This window comes from Caulobacter sp. AVps18, from assembly GCF_058681425.1.
The window spans coordinates 4,070,479-4,084,796 of the sequence record NZ_CM178737.1 but is presented as its reverse complement, the minus strand read 5'-3'; the positions used below and the strand labels follow the sequence as shown (position 1 = coordinate 4,084,796).

The 14,318-nt window shown below is 65.2% G+C and carries 14 protein-coding genes; 10 read left to right on the top strand and 4 right to left on the bottom strand.

The features are described 5' to 3' along the window. Positions 1-40: 40 nt before the first annotated feature. The 4 genes from ACW179_RS18580 (at position 41) to ACW179_RS18565 (ending at position 4,582) form a co-directional block, all read left to right on the top strand. Positions 41-2,863, top strand: a complete 2,823-nt coding sequence (locus ACW179_RS18580; RefSeq protein WP_492060933.1) for a PAS domain S-box protein — start codon at positions 41-43, stop codon at positions 2,861-2,863. Positions 2,864-3,007: 144 nt separating this feature from the next. Then, a complete protein-coding gene (locus ACW179_RS18575) occupies positions 3,008-3,751 on the top strand; it encodes a histidine kinase dimerization/phosphoacceptor domain -containing protein (protein ID WP_492060932.1) in 744 nt (247 codons plus the stop codon). Further along, complete coding sequence (locus ACW179_RS18570; protein ID WP_492060931.1) at positions 3,748-4,110, top strand: ATP-binding protein; 363 nt, start codon at positions 3,748-3,750, stop codon at positions 4,108-4,110. The genes ACW179_RS18575 and ACW179_RS18570 overlap by 4 nt, the downstream gene beginning before the upstream one ends. A gap of 13 nt (positions 4,111-4,123) precedes the next feature. Further along, positions 4,124-4,582, top strand: coding sequence for a response regulator (locus tag ACW179_RS18565; RefSeq protein WP_492060930.1), 459 nt, complete (start codon positions 4,124-4,126; stop codon positions 4,580-4,582). 108 nt (positions 4,583-4,690) lie between these two features. Here the strand turns inward: ACW179_RS18565 and ACW179_RS18560 are convergent, their stop codons facing one another. From ACW179_RS18560 to ACW179_RS18550, 3 genes are all read right to left on the bottom strand, one after another. Further along, complete coding sequence (locus ACW179_RS18560) at positions 4,691-6,187, bottom strand: phosphomannomutase/phosphoglucomutase (protein ID WP_492060929.1); 1,497 nt, start codon at positions 6,185-6,187, stop codon at positions 4,691-4,693. 99 nt (positions 6,188-6,286) lie between these two features. Continuing rightward, entirely contained in the window at positions 6,287-7,246 is a 960-nt protein-coding gene (locus ACW179_RS18555) for a KpsF/GutQ family sugar-phosphate isomerase (RefSeq protein WP_492060928.1), read from the bottom strand. Further along, complete coding sequence (locus tag ACW179_RS18550) at positions 7,243-7,479, bottom strand: hypothetical protein (protein ID WP_492060927.1); 237 nt, start codon at positions 7,477-7,479, stop codon at positions 7,243-7,245. Before ACW179_RS18550 ends, ACW179_RS18555 begins: the two co-directional genes overlap by 4 nt. A gap of 110 nt (positions 7,480-7,589) precedes the next feature. On the opposite strand from ACW179_RS18550, the gene gpmA reads away from it, so the two are divergent. The 3 genes from gpmA to ACW179_RS18535 all read left to right on the top strand — a co-directional run bounded on the left by gpmA (position 7,590) and on the right by ACW179_RS18535 (position 11,010). Then, positions 7,590-8,303: a 2,3-diphosphoglycerate-dependent phosphoglycerate mutase gene (gene gpmA, locus ACW179_RS18545; RefSeq protein ID WP_492060926.1), complete on the top strand. Its 714-nt coding sequence runs from the start codon at positions 7,590-7,592 to the stop codon at positions 8,301-8,303. Between the two features lie 84 nt (positions 8,304-8,387). Beyond that, a complete protein-coding gene (locus ACW179_RS18540; RefSeq protein WP_492060925.1) occupies positions 8,388-9,647 on the top strand; it encodes a pentapeptide repeat-containing protein in 1,260 nt (419 codons plus the stop codon). A 97-nt stretch (positions 9,648-9,744) separates the two neighbouring features. Continuing rightward, complete coding sequence (locus ACW179_RS18535) at positions 9,745-11,010, top strand: pentapeptide repeat-containing protein (RefSeq protein WP_492060924.1); 1,266 nt, start codon at positions 9,745-9,747, stop codon at positions 11,008-11,010. Between the two features lie 81 nt (positions 11,011-11,091). Here ACW179_RS18535 and ACW179_RS18530 read toward each other — a convergent pair whose 3' ends face one another. Then, on the bottom strand, positions 11,092-11,547 hold the full coding sequence (locus ACW179_RS18530) for an Hsp20 family protein (protein ID WP_492060923.1): 456 nt from the start codon (positions 11,545-11,547) through the stop codon (positions 11,092-11,094). 234 nt (positions 11,548-11,781) lie between these two features. Between ACW179_RS18530 and ACW179_RS18525 the strand changes: the two genes are divergently transcribed. The 3 genes from ACW179_RS18525 to ACW179_RS18515 all read left to right on the top strand — a co-directional run bounded on the left by ACW179_RS18525 (position 11,782) and on the right by ACW179_RS18515 (position 14,245). Next, on the top strand, positions 11,782-12,621 hold the full coding sequence (locus ACW179_RS18525; RefSeq protein WP_492060922.1) for a class I SAM-dependent methyltransferase: 840 nt from the start codon (positions 11,782-11,784) through the stop codon (positions 12,619-12,621). 83 nt (positions 12,622-12,704) lie between these two features. Next, entirely contained in the window at positions 12,705-13,592 is an 888-nt protein-coding gene (locus ACW179_RS18520) for a class I SAM-dependent methyltransferase (RefSeq protein WP_492060921.1), read from the top strand. Further along, a complete protein-coding gene (locus ACW179_RS18515) occupies positions 13,589-14,245 on the top strand; it encodes a hypothetical protein (RefSeq protein WP_492060920.1) in 657 nt (218 codons plus the stop codon). Before ACW179_RS18520 ends, ACW179_RS18515 begins: the two co-directional genes overlap by 4 nt. The last annotated feature ends 73 nt before the right edge of the window (positions 14,246-14,318 follow it).

Below are 14,318 nucleotides of genomic sequence, written 5' to 3'. Positions count from 1 at the left end.
TAACACGTGATCCCGACGGACCGGGCGGCTAAGACGCACAATGATCAGCGCCAAGGCTCAATCCTTCTGGTCCCGGCTGGCCGCTGCGGTGGGCCTCGCCGTCGTGGTGGGCCTTCTGGCCTATGTCTGTATCGAAGTGCCGCGCGACCTGAAGCAGGTAACGCCGATCTGGCTGGCCAACGCCGTGGTGCTGGCCGTGCTGTTACGCACCGACCGGGCCCGTTGGCCCCTGCTGATCGCCTTCGCCATGAGCGGCACTATAGTTGCCAGTCTCTATTCTGGCGGTCGGCCTGCCATCGTGCTGGGGCTGAGCCTGGCCAATGTGGTTGAGTACCTGTTCTGCGCTGTGGCCCTGAATCGGGCGTTAGGGCGCGACATCGACGTCAGCCGCTCGCGCGACCTGCTTTGGATCGCCGCCATATGCGGCGTTTGTGCACCGCTGCTGTCGGGCGCGATCGCAGCCATGGTCCTGTATCTTGTCCGGCGCGCCGAGATCCTGTCCACCCTGACCAACTGGGGCCTCTCCAACGCCCTGGGTCTGATGCTGCTGACGCCGTGCCTGCTGGTGCTGGGTCAGGCCAAGAGCCTGCTGGCCGAGCGTCCGATCACGCGGGGAGGCTGGCTCTCGCTGATCCTTCTGGTCGGGGCCACCTTACTGGTGTTCAGCAACACCCGCTATCCGCTGCTGTTCGTGATCCCGCCGGCCTTGGCTTTTGTGGCCCTGGAATTGGAAATGCTGGGTGCGGTGGTCGGCACGCTGATCCTGGCCGTCCTGGCCATTACCCTGACGGCCCTGGGCATCGGCCCTATCAACCAGATCGCCGGAGGCCTGGCCGAGCGTGCCCTTCTCCTGCAGGTGTTCCTGGTGGTGTCGATCTTCGCTGCCCTGCCACTTGCCACCGTCAACGCCCAGCGCCGACGGCTGCGCGACGTGGCCCAGGAACAGACACGTCTGGCCGAGATGGCCGAGAGGCTGGCGGGGGTCGGCTATTGGCGGTTTAATCTGGCCACCCAGACCCTGACCTGGTCCGATCAGATGTACGACATTTTCGGCGTGATGCGCGGAACGCCCGTTTCTGGCGGCGCAGGCCTGGACATGGTGCATCCCGACGACCGCGCAGCGGTCATGGAGCGGTTCAGGGCGGCCAAGCGCACGGCCGACCACGGTCCGTCTCAACCGACCCGTCTCGTGCGGCCCTCGGGCGAGGTGCGCTATGTGACCGGCAATATGGTTGTGGAACGCGACACCGAGGGCAGAGCCGTCACTGTGTTCGGGGTGATGATGGACATCACTGCCCAGAAGCGCGCACAGATCGCCATCTCTGAAAGCGAGGCGCGCTTTCGCATGCTGGCCGAAAACGGCGGCGACATTGTCACCCACACCGCCATGGATGGGCGGATGACCTATGTATCGCCGTCAATCGAGCTGCGACTGGGCTATAAACCAGAGGAACTGATCGGACAGTCGTTTCTGCCTTTCATTGTCCCCGAGGACACCAAGGCCGTGCAGCGGACCATACGCGCCCAGATCAACGGCCGCGGCGCGGTGACGCCCGTGCAGGTCGAGTATCGCGCGCTGCACAAGGACGGCCACACCGCCTGGTTTGAGGCCCGCCCCACGGTGGCCTTCGATCCAGACAGCGGCCAGCCGACCGGCGTCACTGACATCATTCGCGACATCTCGCAGCGCAAGGCGCTGGAGGCAGAGCTCCGCCAGGCCCGAACCGACGCCGAAGAGGCCGCCGCCGTGAAGGCCGACTTCCTGGCCAATATGAGCCACGAGCTTCGTACGCCCCTGACCGCCGTGCTGGGCTTTGCAAAGCTGGTCGAGGAGCAGCCCGAACTGGGCGTCCAGACGCGCGGCTATGTCGAGCGGGTGTCCAACGCTGGCAAGGCCCTGATGGCCACCGTCAACGACATCCTGGATTTCTCCAAGCTGGAGGCCGGCCAGGTCGACATCAAGCCCGCCACCATGTCGCCCGCTGACCTGATGCGCGAGACGGTCGAGCTGTTCGAGGCCCAGGCCCGCGACAAGGCGCTGTCGCTTGCGGTGCTGGGGCTGGAGACCGCGCCGCCGCTGGTCAAGGCCGACCCTGACCGCTTACGCCAGATCCTGCTGAACCTGATCGGCAACGCCGTGAAGTTCACCGAGACCGGCGGGGTCGAGGTTGCTTTGGCCTATGACGCCCAGGCCGGTTGGATGACCTTTTCTGTATCTGACACCGGGCCGGGCATGCCTGCCGACAGGGTGGGCCAACTGTTTCAGCGCTTCTCGCAGATCGACGGCTCAACGACGCGCAAACACGGCGGGACCGGCCTTGGTCTGGCCATCTGCAAGGGCCTGGCCGAGGCCATGGGCGGCGAGATCGGCGTCGAAAGCCAGGAGGGGCAGGGTTCACGTTTCTGGTTCTCGATCCCGGCCCGCATGGTGGAGCGCCGGGACGAGCGCGCCTTGGCTGCGGGCAGCGACCTGTCGCTACCGCCTGGCCGCAGCATCCTGATCGTCGATGACAACAGCGCCAACCGGGCGCTGGTGCGGGCCATACTCACTCCGTTCGAGGTCCGCATGACCGACGCGGCCGATGGTGATGAGGCCATTTTGCTGGCCCGCGAGACGCCGTTCGACCTTATCCTGATGGATCTGCGCATGCCCCGCGTCGACGGACGCACCGCAGCCTCCCGCATCAGGCAGGAGGGTGCCAATATCGGCACCCCGATCCTGGCCTTCTCCGCAGACGCTTCCACCCTGGCGGTTGACGACCTGTTCGACGGCCAGATCGCCAAGCCTCTGTCGGCCATGGGCTTGGTCGAGGCCCTCGCCAGGGCCCTGATCGCCGGTCGCGCCAGCCTACCAAGGACCTAGCCGAGGCAACTTTTCCGCTCGCTATTCGTTGAGATGGCACGCGACCAAGGATGGCGACCTCTCGGTAGAGCGCCAGTCCGACAGCCGCGACGTCCCGGCCTTGGCTTTCGCTCCGCGAGCCTCCGGTTTTACCGAAGGCCGACCATGCCCGCCCGAAAACCTGGCAAAGAAGATATTGCCTTAAGTCTGACTCTGGCTGTGGTGACGTCTTCGCCCGCCCCTTTGCTGCTTCTGGACGGCGACCTGACGGTCGTCGCAGCCAGTACCTCCTTCTGCGATGTCTTCGGCGTCAATCCGGAGGACCTGACAGGTCAGCCGCTTTACGCTCTGGACGACGGCAAGTGGGATAGCCCGCAACTGAGATCCTTGATGACCGCCACCCTCACGGGTGAAGCTTCACCGGATGTACGGGACATCGATCTGAAACCGGCCCGACGGCCGGTTCGTCACCTGATCGTTCAGGTCAGGCGGCTGGATTACCTCGACCCCGAGCAGACCCGAATTCTTGTGGCCGTGTCTGACGTGACCGACGCGGAGGCCGACCTCGCCAGGAAGGAAGACGCGCTGCGTCAAAGCAGTGTGCTTCTGCAGGAGGTCCGTCACCGGGTCGCCAACAGCCTGCAGATCATCGCCAGCGTCCTGCTACAAAACGCCCGTAAGACCGACTCCGAAGAGACCCGTGGTCATCTCAAGGACGCGCACCACCGGGTGATGTCTGTCGCCGCCCTGGAGCGTCTGCTCTCCACCGCCGGGGACGGCGACGTCGAAGTGCATGCCTACTTTACGGGTCTCTGCGAGAGCATTTCCGCGTCGATGATCGGTGAGCAGGACCATGTTTCCCTGACCGTGGAGGGGGGGAGGGCGTCGTCGAAGCCAAGGTTTCAGTGAGCCTGGGCCTGATCGTCACGGAACTGGTCATCAACGCCCTCAAGCACGCCTTTCCTGACGGGCGGCACGGGAAGATCGTAGTCGACTACAGTTTTCGTGGACCCAATTGGACGCTGTGCGTGCGCGATGACGGCGTTGGCATGCCCACTATTAAACCCCTTCGAACGGGCTTGGGGACGAGCATCGTGCGTGCGTTGGCGGGACAGCTGAACGCGGTTGTCGCCATCACGGCGCAACAGCCCGGAACCCAGGTTTCCATTCAGCACACCCGGATCGCTCTGGTGCATGACGAGCCCGAGACGGCGAGCGCTTCGCTCGACACGGTTCAGCCCACGTCCAGCGTCACTGGCGATCGATAGGCAAAGAGTGATCATGACCCAATCGCGCGACGGCAAGACCGGCAAGACCCTGATGATCGTCGAGGACGAGGTCCTCGTGGCGATGATCCTGAGAGATGAACTGGAGGACGCCGGCTATCACGTTCTGGACCTGACCGACCGGCATGCCGAGGCGCTGGCGGTGGCCACGGCGTGTAAGCCCGACCTGGCCCTGGTGAACATCCGCCTGGCCGGCCGCGATGACGGCATCGAACTTGCTGAACATCTACACGCACTGGGCATTCCCGTTCTGCTGATCAGCGGACAGGTCAGCCGGGCGAGATCGGCCCAGACGGTGGCCATCGGCTCCTTGCCCAAGCCTTACGACGCCGCCGACATGGTGCTGGCCGTGGCCTACCTCCTGGCGCGACTGCACGGCGACGCCTCTCTGCCCAAACCCGACGGACTGGAAGTGTTCGATGTCGAGGGTTTCGATCTGACGCCGACAGGCTGAGGGCCGAAAGTTCCCGTGATCAAAGGCCCGCCGTACTGGCGTCCGCCCAAACAAAAAGGGCCGGAGATCGCCCTCCGGCCCTTCTGCATTCAAGACCGAAAAGCCTGATCAGACTTCCTGGTTGTACTTGCCCACGCGGTCACCCAGGCGCGGCTTCACTTCCTCGCGGAACAGGGCGCGCATGTCGTCTTCGGAGCTGGTGCTTTCGACCACGACGACGATCTCGGGCTTGTTCGAAGAGGCGCGGACCAGCACCCACGAGCCGTCTTCCAGGTGAACGCGCACACCGTTGACGGTAATGACCTCGGTGATCTTGCGGCCCAGGATCGAGCCGCCAGCGGCGAACAGGTCTTCGTATTCCTTCACCACGTCGGCGACGACGCCGTACTTCTTCTCGTCGTCGCAGTGGGGGCTCATGGTCAGCGAGGTATAGGCCACGGGCAGGGCCTTGCGCATGTCCGACAGCTTCAGGCCGGGATTGCGGTCCAGCATGGCCAGAACGGCAGCAGCGGCGGTCAGGCCGCAGTCATAGCCGTAGCCCAGCTCGCCGTTCATGAAGAAGTGGCCGCTCTTCTCGAAGCCGGCCAGGGCACCGGTCTCGGCGCTCTTGCGCTTGATATAGCTGTGGCCGGTTTTCCAATAGATCACCTTGCAGCCATGCTCTGCCAGGATCGGGTCGGTGGCGTAGAGGCCGGTCGACTTCACATCCACGACGAAGGTGGCACCCGGGTTCAGCGGGGCCAGGTCGCGGGCCAGCATCAGGCCGATCTTGTCGGCGAAGATCTCTTCGCCCTCATCGTCGACCACGCCGCAGCGGTCGCCGTCGCCGTCGAAGCCGAACGCCAGGTCGGCGCCGTGCTCACGGACGGCCGCAGCCATCGAGTGCAGCATTTCCACATCTTCCGGGTTCGGATTATATTTCGGGAAGGTGTAGTCCAGCTCGGTATCCATGCCGACAACGTCGGAAACGCCCATGCGCTGCAGGGCGTCGACGGCGAAGGCACCGGCCGTGCCGTTGCCGCAGGCCGCGATCACCTTCAGCGGGCGGGTGATGCTGGCGCGCTTGGCGACGTCGGCGATGAAGCGCTCGGCTTCGCCCTCGACGCGGATCAGCTTGCCGCCGTCACGCTCGACGAACAGGCCGCCCAGCACGATTTCCTTGAGGCGACCCATCTCGTCGGGGCCGAAGGTGAGGGGACGCTGGGCACCCATCTTCACGCCGGTCCAGCCGTTCTCGTTGTGGCTGGCGGTGACCATGGCCACGCAGGGAATATCCAGGTCGAACTGGGCGAAATAGGCGGTGGGCGACAGGGCCAGGCCGATGTCATGAACCTCGCAGCCGGCGCTGATCAAACCCAGCATCAGGGCGTTCTTGATCGATGACGAATAGGAGCGGAAATCGTGACCGACCACGATCTTCGACTGGCCCAGTTCCTGGATGTAGGTGCCCAGGCCCAGGCCCAGCGCCTGGATGCCCAGAAGGTTGATATCGGGGCCAAACAGCCAGCGCGCGTCGTATTCGCGGAAGCCGGTGGCCTTAACGAGCGGCTCGTTTTCGTAGGCGGCGGTGTTGGCGACGAGATCAGCGCGGGGCTTGGAGAACATCTTGGCTCGCTTCAAATGTTGAGGTCTGGGCTTTAGCGGTCGGACGCTGATGTCGCTAGCGTCGTCATATGACAGGGCGATGAGAAAGTGTGGTTTCGCCTAGATCACACCCGCTCGCAGCAAATCGTGAACATGCAGTATGCCAACGGGGCGTTCGGCGTCGACGACGAACAACACCGTGATGCGTCGTTCGTTCATCACTTTCAGCGCTTCGGCTGCCAGAGCGCCTGGCGAAATGGTCAGCGGCGCGCGGGTCATCACCTCGTCGGCGCGGTGGCTCAGCAGGCCGTCCATGTGGCGGCGCAGGTCGCCGTCGGTGATCAGGCCGGCCAAGTTTCCTTCGGCGTCGACCACCCCGGCAGCGCCAAAACGCTTCTCGCTCATCACCAACAGGGCCTGCGCCATCGGGGCGTCGGCCTCGACCAGCGGCAGCGCGTCGTCGCCGTGCATCAGGTCGCCCACGGTTCGGAGCATGGCGCCCAGCTTTCCGCCGGGGTGGAAGACCCGAAAATCGCTGGCCGTGAAGCCCCGTCGCTCCAGCAAGGCGACGGCCAGGGCGTCGCCCAGGGCCATCTGCAGGGTCGTCGAGGTTGTGGGCGCATTGACCTCAGCGGTGGCTTCCGGCGCATCGGGCAACAGCAACAGGATATCGGCCGCGCGGCCCAGCTGGCTGTCTGCCTGGGCTGTGATTGCGATCAGCGGGATCGAGAAGCGCTTGGCATAGGCCAGTGTGTCGGACAGCTCGCGAGCCTCGCCCGACTTTGACAGGGCCAGCACGACATCGTCCTGGCCAATCATGCCCAGGTCGCCATGGCTGGCCTCGGCCGCGTGGACGAACATGGCCGGGGCCCCGGTTGAGGCCAGGGTGGCGGCGATCTTGCGGGCCACATGGCCCGACTTGCCGATGCCGGTGCAGACAATCCGGCCCTTGGCGGCGAACAGGGTCTCGACGCCCTGGGTAAAACTTTCGCTCAGGGCACTGGCCAGGCCGCGCAGAGCGTCGGCCTCGACCAGGATCACGCGCTGGCCCACGGCGACGGCGTCGAAAGGGCTGCTCATTGCGGAACCGTCGCGCCTGTCGCCTTGACGGCGCGAAGGGCCTCTTCGGCCCGGCGACGGGCACTGGCCTTTTCGCGCTCGATCTTGGCGCGCATCTCCGGAGTTTGCTGGATCGGGGTCGAGCCGAACGGGGCCGGGGAGCGCGCGCCATAGCCCTGGGGCCAGACCATGGCCAAGGCGATCATCGCGATGGCGACAAGTGTCATCAGGGGCAAGAAGATACGGTCAGACATGCGTCAGCCTATAGCATGTCGTTTGCGGTCGGGGAGAGCCCCACCATCGGGTGCTTGACGGCAGAGCCGCCTGAGCCTAGCCCGCGCAGTGACATCTGCAAGGAGGCCCGATGCCGACCCTCGTCCTGCTCCGCCACGGCCAGAGCCAGTGGAATCTCGAGAACCGCTTCACCGGCTGGGTCGATGTCGACCTGACCGCCGAGGGCGAAGCCCAGGCCCGCAAGGGCGGCGACCTGATCAAGGCCGCAGGCATCGAGATCGATGACGCCTTCACCTCGGTCCAGACGCGTGCGATTCGCACCTGCAATCTGGCGCTGGACGCCGCCGGTCAGAGCTTTGTTCCCGTGACCAAGGACTGGCGGCTTAACGAGCGCCACTATGGCGGCCTTACCGGACTGAACAAGGCTGAGACCGCTGCCCTGCACGGTGAGGCCCAGGTCACGATCTGGCGCCGCTCCTATGACATCCCTCCGCCCGAAATGGCCCCGGGCGGTGAATACGACTTCAGCAAGGACCGCCGCTACGCCGGGAAGGATCTGCCTTCCACCGAAAGCCTGGCCACCACCCTTGTCCGGGTTCTGCCCTATTGGGAATCTGACATCGCTCCCAAGCTGGTGGCCGGCGAGACCATTCTGGTGGCCGCGCACGGCAATTCTCTGCGCGCGATCGTCAAGCACCTGTTCCAGGTGCCTGATGCCGACATCGTTCATGTCGAGATCCCGACGGGCAATCCGCTTGTCATCGAGTTGGACGCGGCCCTGAAGCCGGTTGCGGTCCGCTACCTCGACGAGAGTCGCGCCGAAAAGCTGCCACCGATCGCCTGATCCAGCGGAAATAGTGGGAAACGCTGCGTTAATCCTGCCCCCTCATGCTCGCGGTCCGTCTGTACTGGATAGATCGCGAGCTCCATGAGCGCCCCTCCGGCGTCAGGCCATGAACACCGGCGCCTGACGCAATACGAAGTCGATGTCATCTGCGCCAAGCATGACCGTCTGTGGTCTGCCCGGCTTGGCGGCGCGCGCGCCGTTTTTGCGTTCTGCGACCTCACGGGCCTGTCAGTGACCGGTCGCAATCTGGCCGACGCCGACTTTACGGGTGCCATGCTGGTCGGTTGCGACCTCAGTCGCGCCAAGCTGGACAATGCCAACCTCTACGGCGCTGACCTGCAGGGGGCCAATCTTACCGAAGCCTCCATGCGGCGCGCCGACCTGCGCGGCTCCAGCCTGCGCGGCGCCAATCTGAGCGGTGCCGATCTGTTCGAAGCCGATATCCGCGAAGGGTCCATTGCCGCCGCAGACCGAAAGGAAGGTTATCGGCTGATCGAAACCGTGCAGCGCGCGACCTATGCGACTGGCGCGATCCTGGCAGGGGCTAACCTGGAGCGCTCTCGCCTTTCGGGGATAGTGGCCACCCAGGCCGATTTCAGCGACGCTATCCTCAAGGACGCCAAACTGGTCCGGGCCAATCTGAAACAGGCCAATTTCAACGGGGCAAATCTCGCTGGAGCCGATCTGTCGGGGGCCAACCTCTCCGGCGCCGATCTGCGCAACACCGTACTGGTGGGCGCCAAGACCCAGTCCTGGAACGTCAGCGACACCAATATGGACGGCGCCCTGACCGACAAGCCGTCGGGCACCGATATCGCCGACTTGCCCTATGAACAAATGATCGCCGACCATGCGCGCTGGTGCGAATCCGGCGGCGCCGAGGGCAAGCCCTCTGCGTTCGACAAGGCTGACCTGCGTAGCCTGCGCTCTGTTCGGGGCTTCAACCTGACGGCTCTGTCGGCCAAGGGGGCGGTGTTCTACGGCCTCGACATGGAGGGCGTGCAGATGCAGGGCGCCCAGCTGGATGGGGCGGACCTGCGGGCCTGCAACCTGCGGCACGCCGACCTGCGCGGGGCGCGGCTGAGAGGGGCCAAGCTCTCGGGATCAGATCTGCGCGACGCTCAACTGGGGCCGCTGCTGATTGGCCGTGACCGGCTTTTGCCGTCCGACCTGACCGGGGTGTTCCTCACGAATGCTGACCTGGCGCGGGCCGACCTGAGGCAGGCTTGTTTGAGTGGCGCGGACCTGTCGCGGGCCAATTTCACGAATGCGCTCCTTAAGGACATCGACATCACGGGTGCGATCCGAATAGGCGCTCGGGGACTCGGGAACATTATCTGAGGGCTGCGACAATCTGGCGCGGTCTTAACCGTTCGCTCGTCGATGGCGACTAGGATCGGTGCGCTTCACAGATGAAATTTGGGAAAGTCGAACAGGCATGAACGCCGCGCAGAACCTGTCTGGACGCAGACGCCTCACCCAGGCCGAGCTGGACATGATCGTGACGGCTCATGAGAAGTTCGTCACCGGCAAGCAGGGCGGCAAGCGCGCCTCGCTGCGGTTCATGAACCTGTCTGGCCTGGACATGTCATTCCGCAACCTGGTCGACGCCGACCTCTCCGCTTCGGTTCTCGACGGTTGCCGCATGGTGCGAACCAAGTTGGATCGCGCCAGCCTGTTCGGCTGCGACCTGCGCAAGGCTGACCTGCGCCAGGCGGTTCTGATCCGGGCCGACCTGCGTGGCGCCTGCCTGCGCGGTGCCAACCTGGCCCAGGCCGACCTCACCCAGGCCGACTTCCGCGAAGGCCAGATCGCCATCCCCCATCCGCGCAAGGGCCTCGACACCCTGCGTCACGAGACCCGGGCCGGGGAGGTCGACGACGTCAATTTCTCAGGTGCCACACTGGACGGCTCGCAGTTTTCCGGTGTCTCGGCGTTCAAGGCTGATTTCAGCGACTGCTCCCTGCGCGGCGCAAAGCTGTCGGGCGCCAACCTCAAGGAAGCCAACTTCTCCGGAGCCATACTGGACGGGGCAGACGTCAAGGGCGCCAATCTTGAGGGTGCCAATTTCAGCGGCGCTGTAATGGCGGGGGTCGACACCTCCACTGCCCGGGTCAGCGGCGCCAGCATGACCGGCTGCCTGTCGGACCCGACCAACGAGGCCAAGGCCAAGGCCCAGGAACTCCTTGAGCGCGCTCTGGCCAACCAGCAATGGTGCCTGACCGGGGGAAAGGAAGGCCAGCCCGCAAGGCTGGACGGTGAAGACCTTCGGCCACTGGGTGACCGCCTCAAGGGCCTTCGCATGACCGCCATGAGCGCCAAGGGCGCCTGTTTTGTGGGGCTGGATCTGTCAGGCGCCCAGTTGCAGGGGGCCAATCTCCAGAACGCCGATCTGCGCGCGGTCAATCTGCGCGGTGCCGACCTGCGCGGTGCCAAGCTGACGGGCGCCAACCTGACAAAGGCCGATCTGCGCCAGGCCTTCCTGTGCCCTCTACCCCTGGGACCGGTGCGGCGCACCGAGACCAATCTGGCGTCGGCCAAGCTGCGCTATGTGATGGGCCAGGCCGCCGACCTTAGTGAGGCCGTTTTCGACGGTGCCGACCTGCGCGGCGCCGATTTTTCGGGTGCACGCGCCCATCGCGCCAGCTTCCGCGAATGCGACTTCAATCAGGTGCAGGGCCTGGATCTCTCCGCCCCGGAATAGGCCCACCCACGAAAAAGGCGGCGCATCGCTGCGCCGCCAAAGTTCAGAGGGGGAGAGGGGGTCTCGGTAGAAGGCCGCGCTTTAAGCGGCCTGTTCGCTCTCGATCAGGGGCGAGGGCGCTGTGTTGATCTCGATCGTGCGCGGCTTCAGCGCTTCGGGCAGCTCGCGCTTGAGCGAGATCGAGAGCAGGCCGTCGGCCAGGGCCGCGTCCGTCACCACCACATAGTCGGCCAGCTGGAACCGGCGCTCGAAGTTGCGCTCGGCCAGGCCGCGATGCAGGTAGCGCTTGGCCTCGTCATTGGCCGGCTTGCGGCCGGAAACGGTCAGAAGACCTTCCTTCACCTCGATGCCCAGCTCGTCCGACTTGAAGCCGGCGACGGCGATCTCGATGCGGTAGGCGTTCTCGGCGGTGCGCTCGATATTGTAGGGGGGATAGCCCGATGCGGCTTCATTCGTAGCGGCGGCGTCGAGTTGCGCAGCCAGCCGGTCGAAGCCGACGAGGGAGCGGTACAGAGGGGAAAGGTCGATCGTTCGCATGGTCACATCCTTCTTTCAAAGCAAGGTCGTGTTTCAGTTTCGTCCCGTCGGCGACCCGAAATCGGCATCGCCCTTGGTCCGGAAGGCCCGGCTTTCCAGCGCCTCCGCTAAACAAGTTGGGGAGGCGATTTTCGACTTCAAGGCCTTGTTGCGCGCCGTGATCGCTAATCGCTTGATCGTCACGCGGCCACGGCTAAGGTCCCTCGCAACTGACGCGGAAGAGAGACTTTGAACATGACCCACCGTCGCCATGTCCTGCTGCTAGCCGCCGCTCTTTGCTTGGCCGCACCCGCCGCCTACGCCGCCGATGCGGCGCTCAAGGCCGCCGTCGCCGCTCCCCACCGTCCCGCCGGCGACGTGGCCCGCGACGGCGCCCGCCATCCGTACGAGAGCCTGTCTTTCTGGGGTCTGAAGTCCAAGCAGACCGTGATCGAGGTCTCGCCCGGCAACGGCTACTGGACTGAGATCCTGGCCCCCTACGCCAAGGCGACAGGCGGGACCTACATCGCCGGGGTCGCTGACCTGGCGAACCCGAAGATCTCCGAAGGGGCCCGCAAGGGACGCGAGGCCTTCGAGGCGCGCTTCGCCGACGAGGCCCGCTATGGCAAGGTGGGCTACGCCAATTTCGGCGCGGTTTCAGCCCCGCTGGGCGCGCCCGGGTCGGCCGACCTGGTGCTGACCGCTCGCAACGTCCACAACTGGACCGTCCAGCCGGGCGTGGCAGACAAGGTGTTCGCCGACTTCTTCGCCGTGCTCAAGCCCGGCGGCGTTCTGGCGATCGAGGAGCATCGCGCTGATCCCAAGTCCGAAACCAGCGCCGGCGCCGACGGCTATCTTTCGACGGCGACCGTGGTGGCCCTGGCTGAGAAGGCCGGCTTCAAGCTGGACGCGAAGTCGGAAATCAACGCCAATCCCAAGGACACCAAGGACCACCCCTTCGGCGTCTGGACTCTGCCGCCCGTCAAGCGCACTGCGCCCGGTGGCCAGCCGGCCGATCCCAGCTTCGACCGCAGCAAATATGATGCGATCGGTGAGAGTGACCGGATGACGCTGCGCTTCCGTAAACCGGCCTGACGCCTGTCAACAAGGCTCCGGGCGACCGGCGCCTTTTTGCCAAGGTCTGGCTCTAGTCTGGCGGCGCAGGTGACGGGCGATTGATGCTTCCAGACAGTTCTTGGTCCCGACGTGGCCTGATCGCCGGCGCTTGTGCGGCGGGACTGAGCGCCTGCGGGCGGAGCGAGGCACCGCAGGAAGGGCCAAAAGCCAAGGCCAAGGCGGGGCCCGAGACGCTTGCCGGCGCCGTGGCCGGCGACTGGCGCACGCCCGCCGACAAGGCCCGCGACGCCTGGCGCCATCCCGTCGAGACCCTGAACTTCTGGGGCGTAAAGCCCGGTCAGACCGTCGTCGAGTTCTGGCCTGGAGCAGGTTGGTACAGCGAGATACTGGCTCCGTTCCTGGCCTCGACCAAGGGCAAGCTCTACGCGGCCAGCCTGCAGGTCGATCCGGCCGATCCGACCGGTGCCGAAATCGTCGAGGCCTATCGCCGCCACTTCACAGAATCGCCCAGACTTTACGGCGCGCTGGAGATCACCGCCTTTGGCCCGACCAGCGGACCGGTCGCGCCGGTCGGCTCGGCGGATACGGTGCTGTTCCTGCGCAATGTGCATAACTGGATGGCCGCCGGCATTGCGGACAAGGCCTTCAGGGACGCGCTGGCGGCCCTGAAGCCAGGGGGCGTCCTGGGCGTCGAAGAACATCGCGGCGAGCCGGGCCGGGTACAGGACGTTCTGGCCGCCGATGGCTATGTGCAGGAAGCCTATGTGATCCAGCTGGCGCGTGAGGCGGGTTTCCAGCTTGCCGGATCCAGCCAGATCAACGCCAATCCCAGGGACGACAAGGACCACCCTTTCGGGGTCTGGACCCTGCCGCCCGCCCGCCTTTCGGCGCCCCGTGGCCAGCCGGCCAAGGCGGGATTCGATCACGCCCAATATGACGCCATCGGAGAGAGCGACCGCATGACCCTCAAGTTCGTGAAACCGGCATGAACCCGCTTCGCCATGGCCTGCTGGCTGCCGCCCTGATCACCGCCGTCGCCACACCGGCCCTGGCTGAAAAAATAGGTCCCGCAGAGAAGGCCTTTCCCTATCTGGAGCGCTTCCTGAAGGTGCCGGCGGCCGAGCGCTCGAGGGTGCGGCTGAGCTATGCCCTGTCGCGCGACGGCAAGCCGCTGGCCAACCTCAAGGCGGTCCTGGTCGAGGCCGGTGGCGCACGCACGCCCTTGCCAGTCAATGCCGACGGCGCCTTCGAGCGACTGCCGACACTGGCCCAGCTTCAGGCCGGGGCGCAGCTGTCGCTGGACCTGCCGCAGGACGCCAAGGTGGGAACCAGCCTGAATTTTGGAACCCAGCTGAAGCCGGCGATGGACTATGAGGTGCGGGAACTGGCGGCGACTGTCGCTGAGGCCAATACCGTGATCGGCAAGGCGGCTGGTCCGCTCAGCGCCCTGGCACCCAAGATGACCGGCATCGCCTTTGCCAAGGCCGGCGGGGGTGTGGCCGTATTCGCCGATGGACGCACCCAGCCGCTACCGCTGGCCAAGGAAACGCCGTACTTCCGACCTGAGGATTTCCAGGGTGCGGTGCGGGTGAAGCTGACCAAGCCTCCGACGCGGGTCGGTTTCTACGACAAGAAAAAATAAGCCCAGCCGGGTCTGAACACTGTTTACTTGCCGCGCTCGCGCGGTCAGTCTATCGCAAAATCACATCGCGCAG